Below are 22,693 nucleotides of genomic sequence, written 5' to 3'. Positions count from 1 at the left end.
GCATGTACCGACGTTTTTTTATTTTGCAAAAAATGGTTACGGAGCAGAACTTTTTTAGTGAGACATATAAATTTTAAACTTTTTTTGAATCTCTAGGTACAAAGCTTTCTTTTATAGCTATTTACCTCTATAATGAAGAAAGTAATCTTTATGAAAAGAGAGAGCAGATGGAAAAAAGGAAACTTTTTAAAAATGAAAATAAAATTGATTATGCTGTAATCCTCCCTGTATTTTTATTATGTTTGGTTGGATTGGCTTCTTTGTATGTGGCATCTTACCATGATCCGCTGAAAAATGGGAATCCTTGGAGCGATGTGTTTCAACAATTACTTTGGTATATTGTTGGTGTTATCGCAGTGGTTGTTATTATGCATATTAAACCCAAACAACTTTGGGCGATGACCAAGTATATCTATGCAGCAGGGCTTGTCGTTATGGCCTTGTTGGTGCAGTTTTATGATAGAGGGATAGAAAGTGCTACAGGTTCCAAAAATTGGTTTAGCTTGGGACCCATTACACTGCAACCTTCAGAATTAATGAAAATTGCAATGATTTTAATGTTAGCCATGGTGGTTACAAGGCATAATGCGAACAATCAGGTTCGTACTTTAAGAACCGATGGAATACTGATTGGCAAAATGCTTGCTGTGATAGCTCCTGTACTGCTTTTAATTGTATTGCAAGATGACTTTGGAACGATGCTGGTCTTTTTAGCAATCTTTGGCGGAATATTCTTGATGTCAGGTATTTCTTGGCGAATTATTTTACCAGTTATCGCTGTCTTTTTAGTGATTAGTGTTGGTACCATTGCTTTAGTCTTAACCGATGGCGGACGCGAATTTCTTTCAGATATCGGGTTATTTTCTGATTATCAATTTGCACGTATTGATTCTTGGCAAGACCCATTCCATGATGTACAAGGAGACTCTAGGCAAGTAGCCTCTGCTTTAATGGCTATTGGTTCGGGCGGTTTATTTGGTAAAGGGTTTAATATCAGCGAAATTGATGTTTCAGTACGTGAGTCGGATATGATTTTTTCTGTTATTGGGGAAAATTTTGGATTTATCGGCAGCGCGTTTGTGGTCTTGTTATATTTTATTTTAATTTACCAAATGATACGTGTTTGTTTTGATACAAATAATGAGTTTTATTCTTATATTGCAACCGGAATTATCATGATGATTTTGTTCCATGTTTTTGAAAATGTCGGGGCAAATATTGGCTTATTACCTTTAACTGGAATTCCTCTTCCGTTTATCAGTCAAGGAGGCTCCGCACTTGTAAGTAATATGATCGGTGTAGGTTTAATTTTAGCTATGCGTTACCAGGCACCCAACGAAGAGCCGCTCAAGCAAACTAGGAGATGAGTCAATGTTAACATTATATTGGTATTCGAAATGTAGTACTTGTAAAAATGCCAAAAAATGGTTAGAAGAACACGGTAAAAAAGTTGAATTGATTGATATGATTAAAGAAGTTCCTGCTAAAGAAGAACTAGAAAAATGGGTTAAAGAAAGTGAGTTGCCCATTCGTCGTTTTTTTAATACCAGCGGGAAAAAATATCGCGCTTTAGGCTTGAAAGATAAGGTAGACGGGTATACACTTGAGGAGGCTTGTCAAGTACTTTCAACAGATGGTATGTTGATTAAGCGTCCGATTCTAGTAAAAAATGACCACTTTTTAACAATCGGGTTCAATGAGAATGAATATGAAGGAGTATTCGCATCATGAAAAAGCAATGTTTAAAGAAAACGGATAATTTATGGGTGCTATTTAACGGAAAAGAATACGTAGTTGGTTTGACAAATAAAGCGCAAGATGATCTAGGAAATATCACATTTGCTTCTGTTCCTAAAGTAGGCCAGTCGTATTCAAAAGGGGATACATTGATTGACCTTGAAGCAGAAAAAGCAACAAGTGAGTTTGTCAGTCCTTTAACAGGAACGGTTTCTTCTGTTAATGAAAAAATTGACGAGGATGTCAATGTGTTGAATGATGAAGATGAACTAAATGCTTGGATTCTTAGTTTAAAAGATGTAGAACCAACTGAATTTGAAGTACTATAATAAAAAAATTCTTGAAATCATTGAAATGATTTCAAGAATTTTTTTATTTATTCTTCTGAATCTTCATCAGTTTCACCAATTACTTCTGGTTGTGCTTCTTCTGTTTCTTCTTCTGGCTCTTCTTCAGCTTCTGGTTCGTTAACAGCTGCTACTTGTTCTTCTGGATCATTTACAATAGTGTAATCTTTTGATACTGGAATATCACTAATGTTAACAGAATCACCGATTTCTAGCTCAGAAACATCTACTTCGATAGAATCAGGTAATTTATCTGGTGTAGCTGAAACAGTCGCATTATATAATGTTTGGGTAAGAACCCCGCCGGCTTTAACCCCGCTTGATTCACCAACAAGTACGATTTCTGCTTCTACTTCTTGTTCTTCAGTCATGTTTACAGATAAGAACTCAACATGAATGATATGTTGTGTAAAGGTATCTGCTGAATAATTTTGAACCAAAGTATTTACTTTTTTACCATCAATTTGCATAGTAATAACTGAGTTTAGACCATTTTCACGTAAAACTCTGTCTAGTTCTTGAGCGTCTACAGAGATAGGCGTACTTTCAATTTGGTAACCATTGATAACTGCGGGTACTCTCCCTTCGTGACGCAATTTGTTTCTGATTGAGCGTGGGCGTACAGCTCTTTTTTCTACTTCTAATGAAACTGCCATAACTTATTTCCTCCTAAATTTTGTGTTAAACAATATTTTAAGCAAATATTGGTTACTCGAATACAAAGATGATAATCCATGATCGATAAGTTATGCAAAAAAGGGCAGCTGAATACACAGCTGCCCCTTTAATACTCCACAATAACTTTCTCCACCAGGTCTTAACGCTGTGTGTAGTGAGAAACTCTATTTACTTTACCTTATTACTTTAAAAGAAAAACATGGATAAGTCAAATAATGAGGGAATGTTTTGACAAATTTTTCATAAGAAAGCTCTCGTATGTTTTATTGACCTTATTTCACAATTAAGGTACGATATTCTTCAGTAAAGAATAAGGAGTATATCACATGCGCTATAAAAATTTATTATTTGATGTGGATAATACATTACTAGACTTTCATGATGCACAGCAACAAGCGCTTAACGCTTTATTTAATGAGCTAGGTGTACCACTGACATCAGAAAACGAAGCTTTGTATAAAACAATGAACCAAAACCGTTGGCGTGAACATGAGAAGGGGAATTTGACTTCTGATGAAGTGGTCAATGGTCGGTTTGGGCCCTTTTTTGAACAGCTAGGTAAAAAAGTTGATAGTGTAAAAACCGAACAGAAATATCGTCAATTTTTAAATCAAGGACATAAAAGAATAGAGAATAGTCTAGAAATTATTCGAGATCTATCGACGAAAGCGGACTTGTATGTGGTAACAAATGGCTTAGCAAATACTCAGCTTCAGCGTTTGACTGATGCCGGTCTGTTCCCTTATTTTAAGGATATTTTCATTTCTGAACAGGCAGGTTTTCAAAAACCTATGGTTGAGTTTTTCGATTATGTCTTTGCCAAAGTGCCTCATCTACAAAAAGAAAAGACGGTAATCATTGGGGATTCTTTGACATCAGATATTCAAGGTGGAAAAAACGCAGGAATCGACACTATATGGTTTAACCCCGCTGCATCTACAATAGATGTTAGAATAAAGCCAACCTTTCAAATTTCACGTTTAGAAGATATTTATGATATTTTAGCTAGTTAAAGTAGGTGATTTGTACTATTTTTTTAGGATAAAAATGAAAGAAGGAAAAAGGATGGAAAAGCATAAACCGATTATTATTGGTGTGACAGGCGGGTCGGGCAGCGGGAAAACAAGTGTCAGTCATGCAATCTTAGACCGTTTCTTTAACCATTCCATCATGATGCTTGAACATGATTCTTATTATAAGGATCAAAGTCACCTGCCCTTTGAAGAAAGGCTAAAGACCAACTATGATCATCCCTTTGCTTTTGACACTGATTTATTAATCGAACATTTAAATAAGTTATTGCGTTATGAAACTGTCCAAAAGCCTGTTTATGATTACGTGGCTCATACACGTAGTAATAAAATAGAAGTGCAGGAGCCTAAAGAAGTTATTATTTTAGAAGGAATCTTAATTTTAGCCGATGAACGATTGCGTAATATGATGGATATAAAAGTTTATGTAGATACCGACGATGATATACGAATTATCCGACGTATTAAACGAGATATAGAGGAAAGAGGACGTACACTTGACTCGGTAATTAACCAGTATTTAACTGTAGTTAAACCAATGTATCATCAATTTGTGGAACCGACGAAGCGTTATGCAGATGTGGTCGTTCCTGAAGGTGGTCAAAATCATGTAGCCATTGATTTAATAAATACTAAAATTAGCACAATTTTAGGAAGTTAATTCTAGTGATTCCCGTTTTTTTATGATAAACTATATTTATGCGATGAGCCGAGAAGCCGACATTGTCGGCAACTCAAACAGCGGTATAAGAGTATTTACTCACCTGCCGGATTTGCAGGATGCCGGGCAAATGTTTTGTGAACAAACATTTCCTACTAAAATTAGTACTGGTAAAAGACGGTTGTTTAGGTTAGCCTAAACAACCGTCTTTTTTATAAAGTAAATAGGTCAGTAGAAATGGTGAACACGAACATATAAACAAAAAAACTTTTTCGCTACTTAAAAAAATCTTATTACAGACCTACTATTTATAAGGAAATGATAAGAGGAATTCTATGCTAATAAGCCAATAAATAACATTTGTAATAAAATTTAACTAAAAAGACTGTTACAAACTTAATAATTTGATAAAAATATTTAATATTAAAAAGGAAATATCGTATGTTACGTTATCTTTAAAATTAATGTTATATTAGCTCTTCTTTTAAAGGTTTATGAAAAAATTTTTTATCTGTGTAAAAGTAGCTTGAAAACAAGGGGTATTATTCGAGTCAAGAATAGGAGATAAGAAAGGAAGGTCTATTTGGAATTTACAACTAAGCCGTTGTTTATACCTTCGTTAAACTCGAACACATTAAAAATTATAGCGATAACAGCTATGATTGTTGACCATACTACTTTTTGGCTGGTTTCTAGCCATTCTATATCTTACGTTATCTTGCGAATGTTTGGTAGAGTTGCAGCGCCTATTATGTGTTACTTGATTTCAGAAGGGTATTTCCATATTTCTAATAAGAAAAGGTATTTAAAAAGGTTATTTATTTTTGCTTTAATTTCCCACTATCCTTATATTCTTTATTTTAATTTGACCTCTTTTCAAGCAACGAGCATTGTTTGGGGACTATGTATGGGAATGCTTGCTTTATCTATTAGTCAATCAAAAGTGATGCCTCTAGGCTTGAAGTTTTTATTTATATTTATTTGTTGCTTACTGTCTTGGACAGCTGATTGGAATTATATTAGTGTATTATGGATTTTATTTTTCGGTATATTTAGAAAAAACTTTAAGCTACAAATATTAAGTTTTATGTTAGTTGGGTTTATTTTTTATATTTTACCAGGTTTTTCGTTTGCGGATAATCTATCTATTTTTCGTCTTGGCATCTTATTAGCTATTCCGCTATTAACTAGTTATGACGGGACATTAGGGAAAAGATCATTTTTAATGAAGTGGTCATTTTATATTATTTATCCGGGGCATCTTCTAGTTTTATATGTTTTAAGGTATTTTATTTTTTGAAGGGGGGAGATAACATATGAAAAAAAGCAGAAAGTTAATTTTGACAATACTATTGTTACTGTTAGTGGTTACAGCTGTGAGCTTTGTTATGTTTACACAGCTAAAATCTTCCCCTATCCATCAAACGGCGAGTTCAACCGCCGTTCATGAAACTTCAAAGCCAAAAAGTCATTCAACTAATAGTCCTTCTACGGAGAAAACAACTCATGATTCAAAGCAGGAAACTGAACCAGCTGAGGAGAATCCTTACGAAGGCACTTTTGATTTACCTATTGAAAATGCAACAGGATATGCTCCCATCGATTTACCGGTAAGAAGCCAGGCTGATCCGGAGGCAAAGACACAAAAGACGCTTACGCCGGGTACGGCATTTAAAATTTTACAAGAAAAAGATGATTGGTGGGAAGTCGAATACGAAGAAGGCAAGGGTTGGCTTGAACATCGTTATGCTTTTATTAATTTACCTGATGTCTTATCTTCTGCCGTTTATAATAATACCAATACTTATTCGTCACGTTATCGTTCTTCTGGTATTGAGATTCCTGAAGTGACAAAAAAAGCACTGTACGATGGTAAAATCAATAATGAAAGATTAGGAAAAGAGGAATTTATCATCCCTGTTTTGTATACCACGGCAAAAAAGATTTATGAGGCTCAAACACAAGCTCTCGAAAATAATGAGACGTTGCTTATTTATGAGACATTTCGACCTTATGATGTCCAAGAAAAAATATATCGTCAATTGAAAAAATTGGCCGATGAAAACGAAAAAGTTAAAGAAGGCGCTGATACTGCGCCATGGGAAATGTTTTGGTTCATTAATGATGAGGTGTCGAATCATCAAATGGGGTTTGCAATCGATGTTAGCTTAGCGCAAGTTGATGCGAAAAAAACCGCTTTTTACGGGAATTATTCAGTAGATATTGTACAAGATTATACTGAATACCAGATGCCAACGCCTATTCATGAACTGAGTTCAGCGTCAGCGGTTTATACCTCTCCTGTGACCGCGGTTGACTCAGATGCTTGGAAAAAAGCGCAATTAAGGCCTGAAATGAATAAACCAGCACTTGATTTACAAGCGTATTTTGTACAAGCTGGAATGACACCGTTGGCTTCTGAATGGTGGCATTTTAATGATTTAGAAGCTAGAAAAGAGATTGAGGACCATAAAAGTAACGGGGAATTTAAGATGATTGAGGTAAAAAGTAGCGCACCTTAGAAAAACGGACGTTATCCGTACTTGGTGGATGTAATGAATTGTTATAAGCGATAAAAAAGCAGCTGTCAAAAGTGTCATTGGTAGCTGCTTTTTACTTATTTTACTGAATACAAAAGAGAAAGTAAAAAACACAACAATTAAAAAATTTCGGGTATAATAGTTTTAAGAGGGTTATTTTTATAATGAGATTAAAGGGAAGCGATAAGAGTGCGTTTAATTATTGATGGCGACGGTTCTCCGGTAAAAGAAGAGGTTATTTCCCTTGGTGAAAAGTACCAACTGTCTGTCTTAATTGTTACGAGTATTGACCATTATACACATAAACAAGAGCCAGCTTTTGTGCATTTTATTTATGTAGACAAAGGGATGGACCGAGCCGACTATGAGATTGTAAAGTTGCTTAAGTCAGGAGATATTTTGATTACACAAGACTATGGACTAGCTTCGTTAGCTCTCCCCAAGGGAGCTCGGGTATTTCACCATTCGGGTCAAGAATACAAAAAAGAGACGATTGATATTTTATTAAATAAACGCTATATGAGCGCTCAAATGCGTAAAGCGGGAAAAAAGACAAAGGGGCCTAAGTCTTTTACTAAAAAAGACCGTGAAAATTTTTTTGCAACGCTGGATAAGGTTCTAGAAGAAAGTGATGGGTAAAAGAGTGTAACAAAAAAATATGTTCGCTAGTGATTTTTTGTGCTAAAATGTATGAGAAATAAACGAAAAGTGATACTCAAGTACAGGAGGAAAAGCTTTGAAAATTATTTTATTATATGGAGGACAAAGTGCAGAACACGATGTGTCGATTCTTTCGGCTTTTTCTGTACTAAATGCAGTTTATTATAATTACTACCAAGTTCAGTTAGTTTATATTACAAGAGATGGACAATGGATCAAAGGTCCCTTGCTTAAAGAAAAACCAGAATCAGAAGAAGTACTTCATCTTCATTGGCAAGATGCAAACGACACAGATCAAGTGATTCAGCCTTGTCATATAAAAGAAGACGATGCTATTGTGTTGCCGATTCTTCATGGCCCAAATGGGGAAGACGGAACAATTCAGGGCTTTCTTGAAACGATTGATATGCCGTATGTGGGAGCGGGGGTAATGACTAGTGCAAGCAGTATGGACAAAATCATGACGAAGTATATATTGCACGCAGTCGATATCCCACAAGTTCCTTATGTTCCTGTGCTGAAAAGTCAGTGGAAAGAAAATCCGAAAAAGATTTTTGAGCAGTGCGAAGGGACCTTACTTTATCCAATGTTTGTAAAACCCGCAAATATGGGTTCTAGCGTAGGGATAACCAAAGCTAACGATCGAAAAGAACTACAAGAGGCATTGATTGAAGCTTATCGATATGACTCGCGCGTAGTCATTGAACAAAGTATTGAAGCGCGTGAAATTGAAGTTGCTATTTTAGGTAACGAGGACGTGCGGACAACTTTGCCAGGTGAAATAGTCAAAGAAGTTGCCTTCTATGACTATAATTCAAAATATATTGATAATAATATTAAAATGCAGATTCCAGCACAGATTCCTGAAGAAGTTCAACAAAAGGCGCGTGAATATGCCACAATAGCTTACACAACTTTAGGCGGTAGAGGTTTGAGTCGTTGTGATTTCTTCTTAACGAATAAAAACGAATTATTTTTAAACGAATTAAATACGATGCCTGGTTTTACCCAATTTAGTATGTACCCTTCTTTATGGGAAAAAACGGGATTACCTTACGGAGATTTGATCGAAGAACTGATTCAACTTGGCTTGAATCAGTACAATCAAAAGAAAAAATTGCGTGTAGACGTAAGCGAATAAAAAACAAAACAAGGCGTACAGATAGTTTGTAGTGCCTTGTTTTTTGTATTTATAAATGCAAAAAATGCGAAATAACCCAAGGAGAGAATATGAGTTTAACGATTAAAGAAATTGCAGAAGTTTTAGGAACAGGACAAAAGAGCGAACAAACGATTACAAATATCGAATTTGATAGCAGAAAAATCACTGATGGAGGTCTTTTTGTTCCGTTAAAAGGAAGGCGAGATGGACACGAATTTATCAGTCAAGCAAAAGAAAACGGCGCAGTAGCAACACTTTGGAGTAAAAATTTGTCTGAAGCTCCCAAAGATTTATTTGTTTTTCCTGTCGCAGATACTATCAAGGCTTTTCAGCAATTAGCGAGTTTCTATCGGCAAAAAGTTGCCCCTAAAGTGGTGGCAATTACAGGAAGTAATGGAAAAACAACGACTAAAGATATGACAGAAGCCGTTTTGGCACAAAAATATCAAACGTATAAAACGCAAGGAAACTATAATAATGATTTAGGACTTCCTTATACCATCTTACACATGCCTGAAACAACCGAAGTTTTAATACTGGAAATGGGGATGGATCATGCGGGAGATTTAACACGACTTTCTCATATTGGAAAGCCAGACGCAGCAGCGATTACTTTAATTGGCGAAGCCCACATTGAAAACTTAGGCTCAAGGCAAGGGATTGCTCAAGGTAAAATGGAAATTACAGCAGGACTAAAAAAAGAGGGAATTTTATTTATTCCTGCAGATGAACCTCTATTGCGACCACTTACTCGTCCTCTAGAACAAAAGGTGGTTACTTTTGGTTTAACAGAGGGAATGGTACAAGCTCAAGTGTTAAACGTTAGCAAAAACAGCACTGAATTTATCATCGGAAAACAGAAGTTTTTGATTCCAGTCATTGGCAGCTATAATGTAAAAAATGCTTTAGTTGCCTATAGTTTCGGTCGTTACTTTGGCTTAGACGACCAAGAGATTGCAATGGGCTTAAAAAACTTTCAGCTGACCAAAGACCGTACTCAGTGGAGTAAGGCTTATAATGGGGCGGATATTTTGAGCGATGTCTATAACGCAAATCCTACTGCAATGGGGTTGGTATTAGATAGTTTTGCTGAATTACCACTGACTGGCAGAAAAATTTTAGTGTTGGCAGATATGCTTGAACTAGGAAAAGAGTCAAAACAGATGCACATCCAGATGGCACAGCATATTGATAACCGCTTTGCAGAAGTCTATTTATTTGGTTCAGAAATGAAAAACTTGTACCTAGCTTTAAAAGATAATTATAAACAGGTTTATTATTTTAATAAAGATCATAAACAAGAATTAATAGAGGCGGTCAAAAAGGATATAAAGCCACAAGACTCTGTGCTTTTAAAAGGAAGTAATGGTATGGGATTATCCGAAGTGATTAGCGCCTTACAAGAAGAATGAAATGAGATTTGCAAACTTGCTGAAAGTTTCAAACTGTGCTATAATAGTGAATGTGCCGAAAGATGAAGTATATATTGAAATAACTGATAAACAACGCTACCTTTTTATAGGTTCGAAAATAGTAAAATTCGTCAGAATAAATTCAAATGAGGCTAAGACAAAAAAAGAACGGGTTTTGTCCTAGCCTTTTCTAATGCCTTCAAGAAGCGGTTTTTCGGTAGAAACGATACTTTTAACTTTTTATTCAGGGACAAAAGTTAAATTATCGCAGAAAAAATTTGACGCTTCATAAAAATGAGAAAATTTATTTCTCATATTTTTAAAGGGGAGAATTATTTGAAATTTAAAGAATTAAATTTGTCGCAGGATTTATTAGATGCTGTACAAAAAATCGGGTTTGAAGAAGCAACACCGATTCAAGAAGAAACCATTCCATTAGCGATGGAAGGAAAAGATGTTATTGGACAAGCGCAAACAGGAACGGGGAAAACAGCTGCCTTTGGCTTGCCAATGTTAGATAAAATTGATCCTAAGAAAAAACAGATTCAAGGATTAGTCATTTCACCAACACGTGAATTAGCGATTCAAACACAAGAAGAACTGTTCCGGTTAGGTAAAGAGAAAAAAATTCGTGTGCAAGCCGTTTATGGTGGTGCTGATATTGGACGGCAAATCCGCCAATTAAAGGATAATCCACAAATTGTTGTAGGAACGCCGGGTCGCATGCTTGACCATATTAATCGTCGAACATTGAAGCTAGCTACGGTGGAAACATTAGTGCTAGATGAAGCGGATGAAATGCTAAATATGGGCTTTTTAGAAGATATCGAAAAAATTATTGCCCAAGTCCCTGAAAAACGGCAAACTTTATTATTTTCAGCCACTATGCCTAAGGAAATCAAAAATATTGGTGTGAAATTTATGGAAGATCCGCATCATGTTCGAATCAAAGCGAAAGAAATGACGGCCGATTCGATTGATCAATATTATGTGCGGGCAAAAGACTATGAGAAATTTGATATTATGACTCGTCTTTTCGATGTCCAATTACCAGAATTAACGCTTATTTTTGGTCGTACAAAGCGTCGCGTTGATGAAATAGCCCACGGCTTGGAAGCACGTGGCTATAAAGCAGAAGGAATCCATGGTGACCTTTCTCAACAAAAACGAATGAGTGTTTTGCGTTCATTTAAAAATGGTCAATTAGATATCTTAGTTGCTACCGATGTTGCAGCTAGAGGGTTGGATATTTCTGGTGTAACCCACGTATATAATTACGATATTCCGCAAGATCCAGAAAGTTATGTTCATCGTATCGGACGGACAGGACGCGCTGGGAAAAGTGGGATATCAGTTACTTTTGTCACACCAAATGAAATGAACTATCTGCATGTAATCGAAAATTTGACGAAAAAACGTATGACGCCAATGCGTCCACCTTCTGATAAGGAAGCTTTGAAAGGCCAAATCACACAAGCAGTTGATTTGATCGATGAAAAAATGGCTGAAAATGGTTTGGATAAATACGCAAAAGATGCTGAACAATTGTTAGAGCGTTATTCAGCTCAAGATTTAGCTGCCTTGTTGTTGAAAACCTTAGCCAAAGATCCAGCTGATCTAGTACCGGTTAAAATTACACCAGAACGTCCATTGCCTAAAGGTAAGCAAAATAAAGGACGTCGTAAGAATTATTCACGGGACCGTAATAATAATGGAAATCGGCGCAAGAGCAACAAAGATTACCATAAAAAGAATAATAACAACCAAGGCAACAAAAATAGCTATTCTAAGAAAAGCCGTCGGGGAAATGAAAAGAAACAAGATTTTGTTATCCGAAATGGCAAAAGCTAAGCAAAAATGATTGAGAAATTTAAATTTCTCAATCATTTTTTTGTTTTGGCACAAATTTTCTATAGTTTTTCAAAAAAATTTGATAAAATAAGTGTAAATTCTAAGAAAAGAGTAAATAAGATGATTTATGGTATCGGGTTAGACGCTGTTGAATTAGTTCGTATTCAAACGATGATTAACAAAAAGCCAAAACTAATCAATCGTATTCTAACGAAAAAGGAAGAAGAAATATTTTCACAACTAAGTGTTAAGCGTCAGGTTGAGTTTTTAGGTGGCCGTTATGCCTGCAAAGAGGCTTTCTCAAAAGCTTGGGGAACAGGCATAGGGAAGGTTTCCTTTCAAGAAATTGAAATTTTGCCTAACTCAGTTGGAGCCCCCATGGTGACTGCTTCCCCCTTTGAAAAAGGGAAAGTATTTGTCTCCATTACTCATACAGATGAGCTGGCTTTAGCACAAATTATTTTGGAGAGATAGGATAGAAAGAAGGAAAAGGTATTGACTACTTCGTATCATCGTCCAACAAAAGCTGTGGTTGATTTGGATGCGATTCGACAAAACATAGCGCAAGAAAAAAAGCGACATGCAGACAAGGAAATTTTTGCCGTGGTTAAAGCAGATGGTTATGGACACGGAGCAATCCCTGTGGCCAAAGCTGCTTTACAAGCAGGAGTACAAGGCCTTTGCACTGCTACCCTTGATGAGGCACTGGAGCTGCGACATAGTGGGTTTACACAACCAATCCTTATTTTAGGACTTATCGCGCCAGCAGATGCAAAATTAGCGGCTGTTTATAATCTATCTGTACCCGTAGCCGAAATCAGTTGGTTAAAAGAAGCTGCTAGTTACTTAGCAAATACATCTTTAGTGCTTCGTATACATATAAAGGCTGATACTGGCATGGGACGGATCGGTTTTTTAAGCTCTGAAGAAGTGAACCAAGCGATAAAAGTGATTGAAAAAAATGAACATTTCCATTGGGAAGGAATTTTCACTCACTTTTCCACAGCTGACCAAGCGGATACACAATATTTTCAGGCGCAAAGTCAATGTTTCAATGAGATATTAGCATCATTACCTTACCAGCCTAAATATATTCATACTGCTAATAGTGCAACTGCAATGTGGCATCACGATGTCGGTAATATGGTACGTTTAGGCATAGCAATGTATGGCTTGAATCCGTCAGGAACTGCTCTTAAGCCAACTTATCCCTTACAACCAGCTCTTTCTTTAGTGTCTGAAATTGTGCAAACCAAAAAGCTGCCTAAGGGGTACGGGATTGGTTATGGGAAAACTTATGAGACAAGCCAAGAGGAATGGATTGCTACCATACCAATTGGTTACGCAGATGGGTATACTCGCAGAATGCAAGGATTTCATGTACTAATAGAAGAAGAAGCTTGTGAAGTTGTTGGTCGTGTCTGTATGGATCAAATTATGGTACGTTTACCAAGGAAAATAGCAGAAGGTACGAAAGTGACTTTAGTCGGAAAACAAGGGACAAAAGAAATTACTTTGCAAGATGTCGCTACATATGAAGGCACGATTAATTATGAAGTGGCTTGCTTAATTTCAAGACGTGTACCAAGAGAATATGTAGGAAAGAGATGATGTCTATGATAAAACGAGGAGAGATTTATTATGCAGATTTATCTCCAATTGTAGGTTCTGAACAAGGAGGTGTCCGTCCTGTTCTAGTTATTTCCAATGATTTGGGAAATTATTTTAGCCCGACTGTCATTGTCGCTGCTGTAACAGCAAAAATGGAAAAATCAAAATTACCTACACACATTGATATTGAGAAAACGCCCAAAGGGTTAGATAAAGACTCGGTAATTTTACTAGAGCAGATTCGAACGATTGATAAAACACGGCTCAAGGAAAGAGTCTGTGTATTAGAAGAGGAAACGATGGAAAAGGCCAATGAAGCATTAAAAATCAGTGTGGGCATCGACGTTGTTGTGAATGAAAAAGGGCTCAGTACATAAAAAAAGCAGGTGAAAACTTGGGTTATCTTGTTGTCACTCTCACAGTGGGTCTATTATTGTTGTTTATTTATAAAAAGATTCAACGATTTTTACTTAAAGCAAACAAGCAAATAATTCGCGGCTATTATTTACTAGTGACAAAGAAAAAGGCGGAAGATTTAGGAAAATTTTATGGGATTTTTCAGCAAGGAGAAAAAGAAATTATCCTCGAACTAGATTTTTCATTATATTTACGTTTACAAGTACCACAAAGAGGGTATTTACATGCTGAAGAAGGAAAAGTATTATCGTTTAAAACAAAGGAGTGAAGAAAGTGACACATACGATTAGTTTTTACGGAGCAGGAAACATGGCGCAGGCTATTATTGCTGGCCTTATTAGTTCAGGGTTTTATAAAAAAGAAGAAATTTATGTTTATAATCATCGCTATGAACCTACTTTGCAAAAGCTTGAAGAGGAATACGGTATTCAGCCGATTTTAAATGAGAAAGATTTATTTGAAAAAAGCGATTTAGTTATTTTAGCAGTGAAACCAGCAGTGTTAACACAAATCCTTCCTCAAGTGAAAAAGTATTTACGAGAAGAACATGTACTTGTTTCACTGGCTGCTGGCATAAGTATCAGGCAAATTACAGACTTAACAGGACCACATAAAATTATTCGAGCTATACCCAATACACCGGCAATGGTTAATCAGGCAATGTCATCTATTTCGCCCAATAATCTTACTACTAAAGAAGAAGTACAGCTTGTGCTAGAGGTCTTTAACAAATTTGGGAAAGCCAAAGTTGTTTCTGAACAGCTTATTGATGCAGTTGTAGGCGTTTCTGGTTCGGCACCGGCCTATGTTTACTTGTTTATTGAAGCGTTGGCTGATGGTGCTGTTGCGCAAGGTTTATCGCGAAATGATGCATATGAATTTGCAGCCCAAGCAGTGTTAGGGGCAGCTAAAATGGTAGAAGAAACTGGAAAACATCCAGCTGAACTAAAAGATATGGTAACTTCTCCTAAGGGAACCACCATTGCAGCTGTTCAATCTCTAGAAATGAGTAATTTTCGTGCAAGTGTGATAAAGGCAGTTGAAGCTGCTGCCCAAAAAAATCGTCAGATGAGCGAAGAAAAATAAAAATAGGACGTTACACAGTTTTCCGTAAAGAAAATATGTGTAACGTCCATTTTTTGCTTACTTGCTTTTAAAATCGTATTTAACTTTTGCTAGTACGACTGGATGGGTCTAAACGTTGTTCGATCATTCCTAATAGCCAGTCTGTTAAAATTGACATTAGAGCAGTCGGTAAAGCTCCGGCTAAAATAATCGCAGCACCATCAGTAGCATTGGTTCCGCGGACAATAATATCTCCTAGGCCACCAGCGCCTACAAAGGTACCAATCGCAGTAATTCCAATGGCCACCACTAGAGCATTTCTTAATCCCGCCATAATAACAGAAATGGCTAAAGGCAATTCAATCATAAAGAGGCGTTGCCATGCGGTCATTCCCATACCTTTTCCGACATCTAGGACGTTTTTATCTACTTGCGTCATTCCTGTATACGTATTTTTTATAATCGGTAATAAAGAATATAGAAATACGGTAATGATGACGACGTTGACACCTAGACCAAAAGCAAACATCAAGATAGACACCATAGCTAATTGAGGAACTGTTTGAATAATATTGGCAACTCGAACGACCCAGCTAGCTAAAGTGGTACGTCTTGCAATGATAATTCCGATTGGAATACCAATTATCGCAGCAAATATCACTCCATAAATTGAGATTAAGAAGTGACGAACAAATTGAGAGAAAACGTAACTTCCATTTTCTTGAAAGTAATAAATAAATTGCTGCACTAAGTTCATTTGACTCATATCCATTTTCCATCACTCCTCATCTTCAAAATAATTGTGTTGTTCTAAGAAACGTTCAGCTACAATCGATGGTTCGACTAAGTTATTGTCTGATTGATAGTTTAGTTTCTGCATGGTTTCTGTATCAATCTTTCCAGCAAGCCGACCAAGAGCATCTTTTACTTCTGGGTCTCTTTGGGCTAATTCGTCATTTATAATAGGAGATGCATCATACGGTGGGAAATATTGTCGATCATCTTCCAACATGACAAGATCATAACTTGCAATTCGGCCATCTGTTGAATAACCTAGTACGACATCCATACGGTGAGCTGCTACAGCGTCATAAACTAAACCAATTTGCATCGGATAAATGGAATCAAATTTAAATCCATACTCTTTTGTAAATCCTGGGTAGCCATCACCTTCGCGCGTCATCCACGCTCGGTCAGCTCCCACTTTTAACTCACCAGCAACATCTTTAAGATCGCTGACTGTTTTTAAGTTGTATTTTTCAGCTGTGTCTTTACGCACTAAGAAAACATAAGTATTGTCAAAACCATATGAAGCTAGCCAGTCTTGGTTGTATCTTTCTTTAAATTCTTTTTGGACAAGTTTTAACGCTTTAGCTGGATCTTTTTCTGGTGGTAAAAGTAATGTTGAAGCAACGTCTGTTCCAGTATAGCGGGTAGACGAGATATCTGCATCGCCATTCATCATTGCTTCATGATTAATGTTGGTTGTTCCTAAGTTATTGATAATAGTTGTTTGTTTATCAGTATAATGTTCAACCATATCGGCGACCATACTTGCTAAAATTTGTGATTCAGTAGTGATACCACCAGTAATTGCCACTGTATCTTCTGATTGATTGGAAGCTAAGCCAGGAAAAGAACAACCAGCCAGTAAAAGTAGTCCACCTAAAAATAAAATCAAATTTTTTATTTTTTTCATTGCTCACTTCCCCCCCTTAAGGAAATTGGAGTAAGGAATGTTTCTAATTTTTCTAACAAGTAATCCACGATTATTGCTAGTAAAATAGCAGGAACGGTACCACCAATAATAAGTTCTGGCTGATAATTATCCAGACCACTAAAAATCAAAACACCTAAACCTCCAGCGCCAATATAAGAAGCTAATGTTGCCCAAGCGATAACGTAGGTAGCGGCTAAACGTACGCCGGCCATTATCGTGGGTACCGAAATGGGTAATTCGACACTTATAATGGACTGGAAATTTGTCATACCCATGCCTTTAGCTACATCGATATAATTTGGATCGACATTTTTCATACCAATATAGGTATTACGTAAAATCGGTAACAAGGAATAAATAAAGAGCGCAATGATCGCAGGCGTTCTTCCAACACCAAGAAATGGAATCATCAAGGTAAGAAGAGCTAAGGCAGGAATTGTTTGTAAAGCACTCGCAGTGCTGATGACAATACCAGCAAAACGATCTGTCCTTGTTAGTAAAACACCTAATGGAATGGCAACTAAAGCACCTAAAAGCAGTGCAATAGATGAAATGATAATATGTTCAAATAAATTACTTGCTAACTGAGATCCATACTCTGAAAAGAAGGCTTGCATAATTTAGACCTCCTCTGTTTCTTCTGGCTTAAATGACTCGACAGCATCTCTAATCGATTGCTCTTCTCCCCATAATACATCATAGATAATATCAACCAATGAAGCTCGTGTTAAGATGCCGACAACACGTTGGTTATTATCAACAACGGGCACATATTTTAACCCGCGTTTTAAGATACGCTGTAAAGTATTACGTAAGAGCGTGTCTTCTTTTACGGAGGAAACATCTGTTTTTATGATATCGCCTACGCTAGTTGTATGATCATTTCGTCGATTAATTGTTTCGATATCGATAAATCCTTTTAAGATCTTACGATTATCTGTTACAAGTAAGGTATCCACTCGTTTTTCGCGCATTAAAGTGATTGCTTCTTGTAATGATTTTTCTGAAGTGATAGTGACGGCTGTTGTCATCACATCTTTTACTAAGGTATTATCAGGACGTGCTTGCATTAAGCGATCTTCGCCTAGTAATTCTTCTACAAATTCATTTGCAGGATGTTGTAAAATATTTTCCGGCGTATCATATTGGATGACTTTCCCTTCGCTCATAATTGCCACATGATCGGCTAATTTTAAAGCCTCGTCCATATCATGTGTTACAAAAATAATCGTTTTTTGTAGACGTTTGTTCAAATCCTTAACCAAGTCTTGTAAGGAATCACGAGTAATAGGGTCTAGAGCACCAAACGGCTCATCCATCAAAATGATGTCTTGATCTGCTGCGAGCGCTCTAATTACACCAATTCTTTGTTGTTGCCCACCAGATAATTCATTAGGGTAACGATCTAACATTTCTTCTGGCAACTCGACTAATTTAATTAAACGTTTTGCAGTCTTGTTACGTTCTTCTTGTGGCGTCTTTAGTAGCTTAGGTACAATGGTGATGTTATCCCGAATTGTCATATGTGGCATTAACCCGATATTTTGAATGACGTAGCCGATCCTGCGTCGCAATTCTACAGGATTAATATCGGTAATATCTTGACCGTCAATTAAAATTTTTCCTTTAGTAGGATCAGTCATACGATTGATCATGCGCATAGACGTTGTTTTTCCACTTCCACTTGTACCAATCAAACAAATCATTTCCCCTGTTTCAACAGTAAAAGAGATATCGTCAACGGCTTTTTTGCCGCCTTTGTAGATTTTTGATACATCTTGAAATTCAATCAAATTTTCCACCCTCAAACTTTTTTTATTTGCTACGTCTATAATATATAGTATGCATAAAAAGTGAAGAAAATACAACAGTTAATCTCAAAAAACAAACATTCAGCTGTAATAAAGGTTTTTATAAGAACAATTCACGAACAAATATCAAGAGAAAAGAACATATCGTTTATCTATTGCTTATATATTGTAAGCAAATATGCATAATTTTGATAATTCAAACAATTGTATTCTTCTTATCTTTAACAAATGAGCTATCATAAATAAAAGCGGACAACAAATTCTTTGTCAGCTGAACTCACCTCCTTTGGGATGTTTAATATCGCTTTTGATTTAATACCATTAAAGAGTGAAAGATAGGTCAATATCAGGATAAAACTTTTGAGACGAATAAATATCTTGCTCTATTTTTAAATCGTTTTGATTTTGTTATAATATAGTTTTATAGCTTTATTATAACACAACTTTTTTAGACAAGTCAGCCACCTTTGATATGATAGAAAAAAGTGCTAAAATATGTAACAGATTGTTTAGAAAAGAGTGAAAATAATGTTAACTACAGAAGATTTCGATTTTGATTTACCGGAAGAATTAATCGCACAAACGCCATTAACCGATCGAGCAAGTTCTCGCTTACTGGTATTAGACTCAAAAACTGGGAAAACTCAAGATAAACATTTTTATGACATTATTGACGAATTAAATCCTGGGGATGCTTTAGTGATGAACAATACTCGTGTTTTGCCTGCTCGTTTATATGGGGAAAAAGAAGACACAGGTGGACATTTGGAAGTGTTACTATTAAATAATCCGGAAGGAGACCTTTGGGAAACACTCGTAAAACCAGCCAAACGTGCAAAAGTAGGGACACAGATTAGTTTTGGCGATGGTCGCCTAAAAGCCGTTGTCGAAGAGGAACTGGACCATGGAGGTCGGATGATTCGTTTTAGCTATGAAGGAATCTTTTTAGAAATTTTAGAGTCTCTTGGTGAGATGCCTTTACCTCCTTACATCAAAAAGAAACTAGATGATCCAGAACGTTATCAGACGGTTTATGCCAAAGAAAACGGATCAGCCGCAGCACCAACCGCAGGTCTGCATTTTACCGAAGAACTGTTGAACAAGATTCAGGAAAAAGGGATTGAATTAGTTTATCTAACCTTACATGTCGGTTTAGGAACTTTCCGTCCTGTGAGTGTAGAAAACATTGAAGATCATGATATGCATAGTGAATTTTATCGTTTGACAAAAGATTCAGCGGATCGTTTAAATCAAGTGAAAAATAAGGGCGGAAGAATTGTGGCTGTAGGAACCACAACGATTCGTACACTGGAAACGATCGGAACGAAATTTGACGGTGAGATTAAAGCGGATAGCGGCTGGACAGATATCTTTATCACGCCCGGGTATCAGTATAAAGTTGTGGATGCTTTTTCTACTAATTTTCACCTGCCTAAGTCCACACTTGTCATGATGGTCAGTGCCTTTGCTGGTAGAGATAATATCTTAAATGCTTATAAACATGCGGTAGAAGAACGGTATCGTTTCTTTAGTTTTGGCGATGCGATGTTTATTAAATAATTTGAAACCAAACATTGCTCTTCTATATATTAAATAGAAGGGGATGTTTGGTTTTTTATTGCTGAACGAATAATGTATTCAAATTATGTTACACATTCAGCTACCGAATGAATAACGTTTTTATTTTTTAATGTTCATTCAGACGACGAATGAACATCGTTTCGGACTTATGTTATTCATTCAGTTATCGAATGAATAGCGTTTTTGCTTTATAATATTCAATCAATAAAAATAGGACAACACTTTGTAAAAAATGTTGTCCAAAAAATTGAAACTCCTCTATAAATTTTAAATGTAAAAACTCGTTAATCTTTAGGTAAATTATTATAAAAAGCGGCTTTTGTCGCATAGATGTAAGGCATTAACCACAAATATCCGATACCAAGAGTAAGAAAAGAAAGAACATGCCAGCCAATAAAACTCAAATCCAAGAAAAATAATTTTGCTTTGAAACCATCCATTAAATGGCGACTAGCGGTAATTGAATCAAGATAACGTGGCGTTTGTCCGGTTTCTTCATATGTGTCATAATAAATAAAGTAACTTTGTGAATAGGAGTAATTTTTAATAATTCCAGGGATAATAAAAAGTAATGTCCACAAAAATTTAAAAATCGCAGTTAATAGATAAATAACAAGAACTGCTAAAGCATAAGGAGCTCGGAAAGTACGAAAAACATCTTTAAATGGACGAATTATTTCTTTTTTACCACGTAGGATATCTAAAAATGTCCAACCGATAGCCACAGTGAAAAAAGCTGAGATAAGTCCCGAGATAAAGCCAGAGGATCCACTACTAGAACCATTAGAGCCTGTAGAATAATCGGTGTAGTATGGACTTGTGTCCTCTAGAATTTGCGGGTTATGACTAAAAAATAAGAGAACAGGAATCAGGATAATCGCAGCAATGGCAATCATAATTAAGACAGGAACTAAGTTCATTAACACACTTTCTTTCCAGCGGCCTTTTAACATTTGTCTAGCTTCTGCACGTAGTTCAGCATTTGATTTCATATATAAACTCCTTTTAAACGTATATGGTGATTTGATTGTTATTTTATAGTCAGTATAACAGAGCCGACCTAAAAACAAAACTAAGAAGTGCCAAGGAGTTTGGCTATTGCAAAAACTATTTTTTGCCTTTATGATAAAAGTTGGTTTGTAAAAATTTTTACCATGAAAGTTATGGGTCTTTCACTTAATCTATAAAAATAAGAAAGCAGGGCAAATAATGACAAAACCCGCCGTACAATATCGATTAATTAAAAAAGAAAAACATACGGGTGCACGCTTAGGTGAGTTGATTACTCCTCACGGTACTTTTCCTACGCCAATGTTTATGCCAGTAGGAACACTTGCTACGGTAAAAACAATGTCACCAGAAGAACTAAAAGAAATGGGCGCAGGCGTTATTTTAAGTAATACCTACCACTTATGGTTACGTCCTGGAGAAGATCTTGTAGCAGAAGCAGGCGGCCTACATAAATTTATGAATTGGGACCAACCTATTTTGACTGATTCCGGTGGCTTTCAAGTATTCTCTTTAGCAGATATGCGTAATATTGAAGAAGCTGGTGTACATTTTCGTAATCATCTTAATGGATCAAAAATGTTTTTATCACCAGAAAAGGCCATCGATATTCAAAATAAATTAGGCTCAGATATTATGATGAGTCTGGACGAATGTCCGCCTTATTATGAAAGTCACGATTATGTCAAAAATTCTATTGAGCGTACAACACGTTGGGCACAAAGAGGCTTAGAAGCTCATGTCAATCCTGAAAGACAAGCCCTTTTTGGTATCGTTCAGGGTGCTGGTTATAAAGACTTACGTGAGCAAAGTGCGAAAGACTTAGTAAGCATGGATTTTCCTGGCTACTCAATTGGGGGGCTTTCGGTCGGCGAATCTAAGGCTGAGATGAATCAGATGTTAGAATATACAACACCTTTGATTCCTGAAGACAAGCCTCGTTATTTAATGGGGGTTGGGGCAGCTGATTCTTTGATTGACGGCGCCATTCGTGGCATTGATATGTTTGATTGTGTATTGCCTACTCGGATTGCTCGTAATGGAACGTGTATGACCTCAAAAGGACGCTTGGTCGTAAAAAATGCGAAATTTGCGCGTGACTTCCGACCAATTGATGAAAAATGTGATTGCTATACTTGTCGCAATTATACACGCGCTTACGTTCGTCATTTACTAAAATGTGATGAAACTTTTGGCATACGTCTGACAACTTATCACAATCTGTATTTCTTACTGCACTTAATGGAACAAGTACGTCAAGCAATAAAAGAGGATCATCTATTGGAATTTCGTGAACATTTCTTTGAAGAATATGGATTTAATGAAAAAAATGCAAAAAATTTCTAACTTTCTAGAAAAATACTAGTGAAATATACTAGCTTCTGATACAGTATAGAGTGA

The 22,693-nt window shown here is 36.3% G+C and carries 24 protein-coding genes; 18 read left to right on the top strand and 6 right to left on the bottom strand.

The window, feature by feature from the left end; all coding sequences use genetic code 11:
* The first annotated feature begins 167 nt into the window (after positions 1-167).
* From TS1_RS02430 to TS1_RS02420, 3 genes are read left to right on the top strand one after another with little or no spacing between them, the layout of a single operon-like run.
* Positions 168-1,367 (top strand): FtsW/RodA/SpoVE family cell cycle protein, encoded by a 1,200-nt coding sequence (locus TS1_RS02430; RefSeq protein ID WP_068707464.1) that lies wholly within the window; start codon positions 168-170, stop codon positions 1,365-1,367.
* Between the two features lie 4 nt (positions 1,368-1,371).
* Positions 1,372-1,731 carry an arsenate reductase family protein gene (locus TS1_RS02425; RefSeq protein WP_068707462.1) on the top strand — a complete coding sequence of 120 codons (360 nt, stop codon included), beginning with the start codon at positions 1,372-1,374 and terminating at the stop codon, positions 1,729-1,731.
* The gene (locus TS1_RS02420; protein ID WP_068707460.1) at positions 1,728-2,066 is read left to right on the top strand and encodes a glycine cleavage system protein H; all 339 of its coding nucleotides are present in this window, start codon (positions 1,728-1,730) and stop codon (positions 2,064-2,066) included. The genes TS1_RS02425 and TS1_RS02420 overlap by 4 nt, the downstream gene beginning before the upstream one ends.
* A gap of 47 nt (positions 2,067-2,113) precedes the next feature.
* Here the strand turns inward: TS1_RS02420 and TS1_RS02415 are convergent, their stop codons facing one another.
* Positions 2,114-2,740: a 50S ribosomal protein L25/general stress protein Ctc gene (locus TS1_RS02415; protein ID WP_068707458.1), complete on the bottom strand. Its 627-nt coding sequence runs from the start codon at positions 2,738-2,740 to the stop codon at positions 2,114-2,116.
* Between the two features lie 348 nt (positions 2,741-3,088).
* Between TS1_RS02415 and TS1_RS02410 the strand changes: the two genes are divergently transcribed.
* The 13 genes from TS1_RS02410 to proC all read left to right on the top strand — a co-directional run bounded on the left by TS1_RS02410 (position 3,089) and on the right by proC (position 15,193).
* Positions 3,089-3,775 carry a YjjG family noncanonical pyrimidine nucleotidase gene (locus tag TS1_RS02410; RefSeq protein ID WP_068707456.1) on the top strand — a complete coding sequence of 229 codons (687 nt, stop codon included), beginning with the start codon at positions 3,089-3,091 and terminating at the stop codon, positions 3,773-3,775.
* Between the two features lie 52 nt (positions 3,776-3,827).
* Entirely contained in the window at positions 3,828-4,454 is a 627-nt protein-coding gene (gene udk, locus TS1_RS02405) for a uridine kinase (protein ID WP_068707454.1), read from the top strand.
* Positions 4,455-5,037: 583 nt separating this feature from the next.
* On the top strand, positions 5,038-5,754 hold the full coding sequence (locus TS1_RS02400) for a TraX family protein (protein WP_068707452.1): 717 nt from the start codon (positions 5,038-5,040) through the stop codon (positions 5,752-5,754).
* 16 nt (positions 5,755-5,770) lie between these two features.
* On the top strand, positions 5,771-6,976 hold the full coding sequence (locus tag TS1_RS02395) for an SH3 domain-containing protein (protein ID WP_068707450.1): 1,206 nt from the start codon (positions 5,771-5,773) through the stop codon (positions 6,974-6,976).
* A 207-nt stretch (positions 6,977-7,183) separates the two neighbouring features.
* Entirely contained in the window at positions 7,184-7,633 is a 450-nt protein-coding gene (locus tag TS1_RS02390; protein ID WP_068707448.1) for a YaiI/YqxD family protein, read from the top strand.
* Between the two features lie 97 nt (positions 7,634-7,730).
* Entirely contained in the window at positions 7,731-8,795 is a 1,065-nt protein-coding gene (locus TS1_RS02385; protein WP_068707446.1) for a D-alanine--D-alanine ligase, read from the top strand.
* Between the two features lie 89 nt (positions 8,796-8,884).
* On the top strand, positions 8,885-10,228 hold the full coding sequence (locus TS1_RS02380) for a UDP-N-acetylmuramoyl-tripeptide--D-alanyl-D-alanine ligase (protein ID WP_068707443.1): 1,344 nt from the start codon (positions 8,885-8,887) through the stop codon (positions 10,226-10,228).
* Positions 10,229-10,564: 336 nt separating this feature from the next.
* The gene (cshA, locus tag TS1_RS02370; protein ID WP_068707439.1) at positions 10,565-12,079 is read left to right on the top strand and encodes a degradosome RNA helicase CshA; all 1,515 of its coding nucleotides are present in this window, start codon (positions 10,565-10,567) and stop codon (positions 12,077-12,079) included.
* 120 nt (positions 12,080-12,199) lie between these two features.
* Entirely contained in the window at positions 12,200-12,553 is a 354-nt protein-coding gene (acpS, locus tag TS1_RS02365) for a holo-ACP synthase (protein ID WP_068707437.1), read from the top strand.
* 21 nt (positions 12,554-12,574) lie between these two features.
* A complete protein-coding gene (gene alr / locus TS1_RS02360; protein WP_068707435.1) occupies positions 12,575-13,690 on the top strand; it encodes an alanine racemase in 1,116 nt (371 codons plus the stop codon).
* A 5-nt stretch (positions 13,691-13,695) separates the two neighbouring features.
* Entirely contained in the window at positions 13,696-14,067 is a 372-nt protein-coding gene (locus TS1_RS02355) for a type II toxin-antitoxin system PemK/MazF family toxin (RefSeq protein ID WP_068707549.1), read from the top strand.
* Between the two features lie 17 nt (positions 14,068-14,084).
* Complete coding sequence (locus TS1_RS02350) at positions 14,085-14,375, top strand: hypothetical protein (protein ID WP_068707433.1); 291 nt, start codon at positions 14,085-14,087, stop codon at positions 14,373-14,375.
* A 5-nt stretch (positions 14,376-14,380) separates the two neighbouring features.
* Positions 14,381-15,193, top strand: coding sequence for a pyrroline-5-carboxylate reductase (proC, locus tag TS1_RS02345; protein WP_083498229.1), 813 nt, complete (start codon positions 14,381-14,383; stop codon positions 15,191-15,193).
* 79 nt (positions 15,194-15,272) lie between these two features.
* On the opposite strand, the gene TS1_RS02340 is transcribed toward proC, so the two are convergent.
* From TS1_RS02340 to TS1_RS02325, 4 genes are read right to left on the bottom strand one after another with little or no spacing between them, the layout of a single operon-like run.
* The gene (locus tag TS1_RS02340; protein WP_068707431.1) at positions 15,273-15,944 is read right to left on the bottom strand and encodes an ABC transporter permease; all 672 of its coding nucleotides are present in this window, start codon (positions 15,942-15,944) and stop codon (positions 15,273-15,275) included.
* A gap of 6 nt (positions 15,945-15,950) precedes the next feature.
* Positions 15,951-16,871 (bottom strand): osmoprotectant ABC transporter substrate-binding protein, encoded by a 921-nt coding sequence (locus tag TS1_RS02335; RefSeq protein ID WP_068707429.1) that lies wholly within the window; start codon positions 16,869-16,871, stop codon positions 15,951-15,953.
* Positions 16,868-17,509: an ABC transporter permease gene (locus TS1_RS02330; RefSeq protein WP_068707427.1), complete on the bottom strand. Its 642-nt coding sequence runs from the start codon at positions 17,507-17,509 to the stop codon at positions 16,868-16,870. The genes TS1_RS02335 and TS1_RS02330 overlap by 4 nt, the downstream gene beginning before the upstream one ends.
* A gap of 3 nt (positions 17,510-17,512) precedes the next feature.
* The gene (locus tag TS1_RS02325; protein WP_068707426.1) at positions 17,513-18,685 is read right to left on the bottom strand and encodes a betaine/proline/choline family ABC transporter ATP-binding protein; all 1,173 of its coding nucleotides are present in this window, start codon (positions 18,683-18,685) and stop codon (positions 17,513-17,515) included.
* A gap of 546 nt (positions 18,686-19,231) precedes the next feature.
* Here TS1_RS02325 and queA point away from each other — a divergent pair.
* Entirely contained in the window at positions 19,232-20,263 is a 1,032-nt protein-coding gene (gene queA, locus TS1_RS02320) for a tRNA preQ1(34) S-adenosylmethionine ribosyltransferase-isomerase QueA (protein ID WP_068707424.1), read from the top strand.
* Positions 20,264-20,568: 305 nt separating this feature from the next.
* Here the strand turns inward: queA and TS1_RS02315 are convergent, their stop codons facing one another.
* Positions 20,569-21,276 (bottom strand): DUF975 family protein, encoded by a 708-nt coding sequence (locus TS1_RS02315; protein ID WP_068707422.1) that lies wholly within the window; start codon positions 21,274-21,276, stop codon positions 20,569-20,571.
* Positions 21,277-21,493: 217 nt separating this feature from the next.
* On the opposite strand from TS1_RS02315, the gene tgt reads away from it, so the two are divergent.
* A complete protein-coding gene (gene tgt / locus TS1_RS02310) occupies positions 21,494-22,639 on the top strand; it encodes a tRNA guanosine(34) transglycosylase Tgt (protein ID WP_068707420.1) in 1,146 nt (381 codons plus the stop codon).
* Positions 22,640-22,693 lie beyond the last annotated feature (54 nt).

The organism is Tetragenococcus solitarius NBRC 100494, from assembly GCF_001544195.1.
Lineage (GTDB): Bacteria > Bacillota > Bacilli > Lactobacillales > Enterococcaceae > Tetragenococcus > Tetragenococcus solitarius.
This window is presented reverse-complemented; position numbering and strand designations above follow the sequence as displayed.

Bases quoted from the DNA above. Each gene is read 5' to 3' on its own strand.
- TS1_RS02335 (WP_068707429.1), bottom strand. From the start codon at position 16,871: ATGAAAAAAATAAAAAATTTGATTTTATTTTTAGGTGGACTACTTTTA.
- TS1_RS02415 (WP_068707458.1), bottom strand. From the start codon at position 2,740: ATGGCAGTTTCATTAGAAGTAGAAAAAAGAGCTGTACGCCCACGCTCA.
- TS1_RS02425 (WP_068707462.1), top strand. From the start codon at position 1,372: ATGTTAACATTATATTGGTATTCGAAATGTAGTACTTGTAAAAATGCC.
- TS1_RS02395 (WP_068707450.1), top strand. From the start codon at position 5,771: ATGAAAAAAAGCAGAAAGTTAATTTTGACAATACTATTGTTACTGTTA.
- queA (WP_068707424.1), top strand. From the start codon at position 19,232: ATGTTAACTACAGAAGATTTCGATTTTGATTTACCGGAAGAATTAATC.
- TS1_RS02380 (WP_068707443.1), top strand. From the start codon at position 8,885: ATGAGTTTAACGATTAAAGAAATTGCAGAAGTTTTAGGAACAGGACAA.
- TS1_RS02420 (WP_068707460.1), top strand. From the start codon at position 1,728: ATGAAAAAGCAATGTTTAAAGAAAACGGATAATTTATGGGTGCTATTT.
- TS1_RS02315 (WP_068707422.1), bottom strand. From the start codon at position 21,276: ATGAAATCAAATGCTGAACTACGTGCAGAAGCTAGACAAATGTTAAAA.
- tgt (WP_068707420.1), top strand. From the start codon at position 21,494: ATGACAAAACCCGCCGTACAATATCGATTAATTAAAAAAGAAAAACAT.
- acpS (WP_068707437.1), top strand. From the start codon at position 12,200: ATGATTTATGGTATCGGGTTAGACGCTGTTGAATTAGTTCGTATTCAA.
- TS1_RS02410 (WP_068707456.1), top strand. From the start codon at position 3,089: ATGCGCTATAAAAATTTATTATTTGATGTGGATAATACATTACTAGAC.
- TS1_RS02340 (WP_068707431.1), bottom strand. From the start codon at position 15,944: ATGGATATGAGTCAAATGAACTTAGTGCAGCAATTTATTTATTACTTT.
- TS1_RS02330 (WP_068707427.1), bottom strand. From the start codon at position 17,509: ATGCAAGCCTTCTTTTCAGAGTATGGATCTCAGTTAGCAAGTAATTTA.
- TS1_RS02430 (WP_068707464.1), top strand. From the start codon at position 168: ATGGAAAAAAGGAAACTTTTTAAAAATGAAAATAAAATTGATTATGCT.
- udk (WP_068707454.1), top strand. From the start codon at position 3,828: ATGGAAAAGCATAAACCGATTATTATTGGTGTGACAGGCGGGTCGGGC.
- TS1_RS02355 (WP_068707549.1), top strand. From the start codon at position 13,696: ATGATAAAACGAGGAGAGATTTATTATGCAGATTTATCTCCAATTGTA.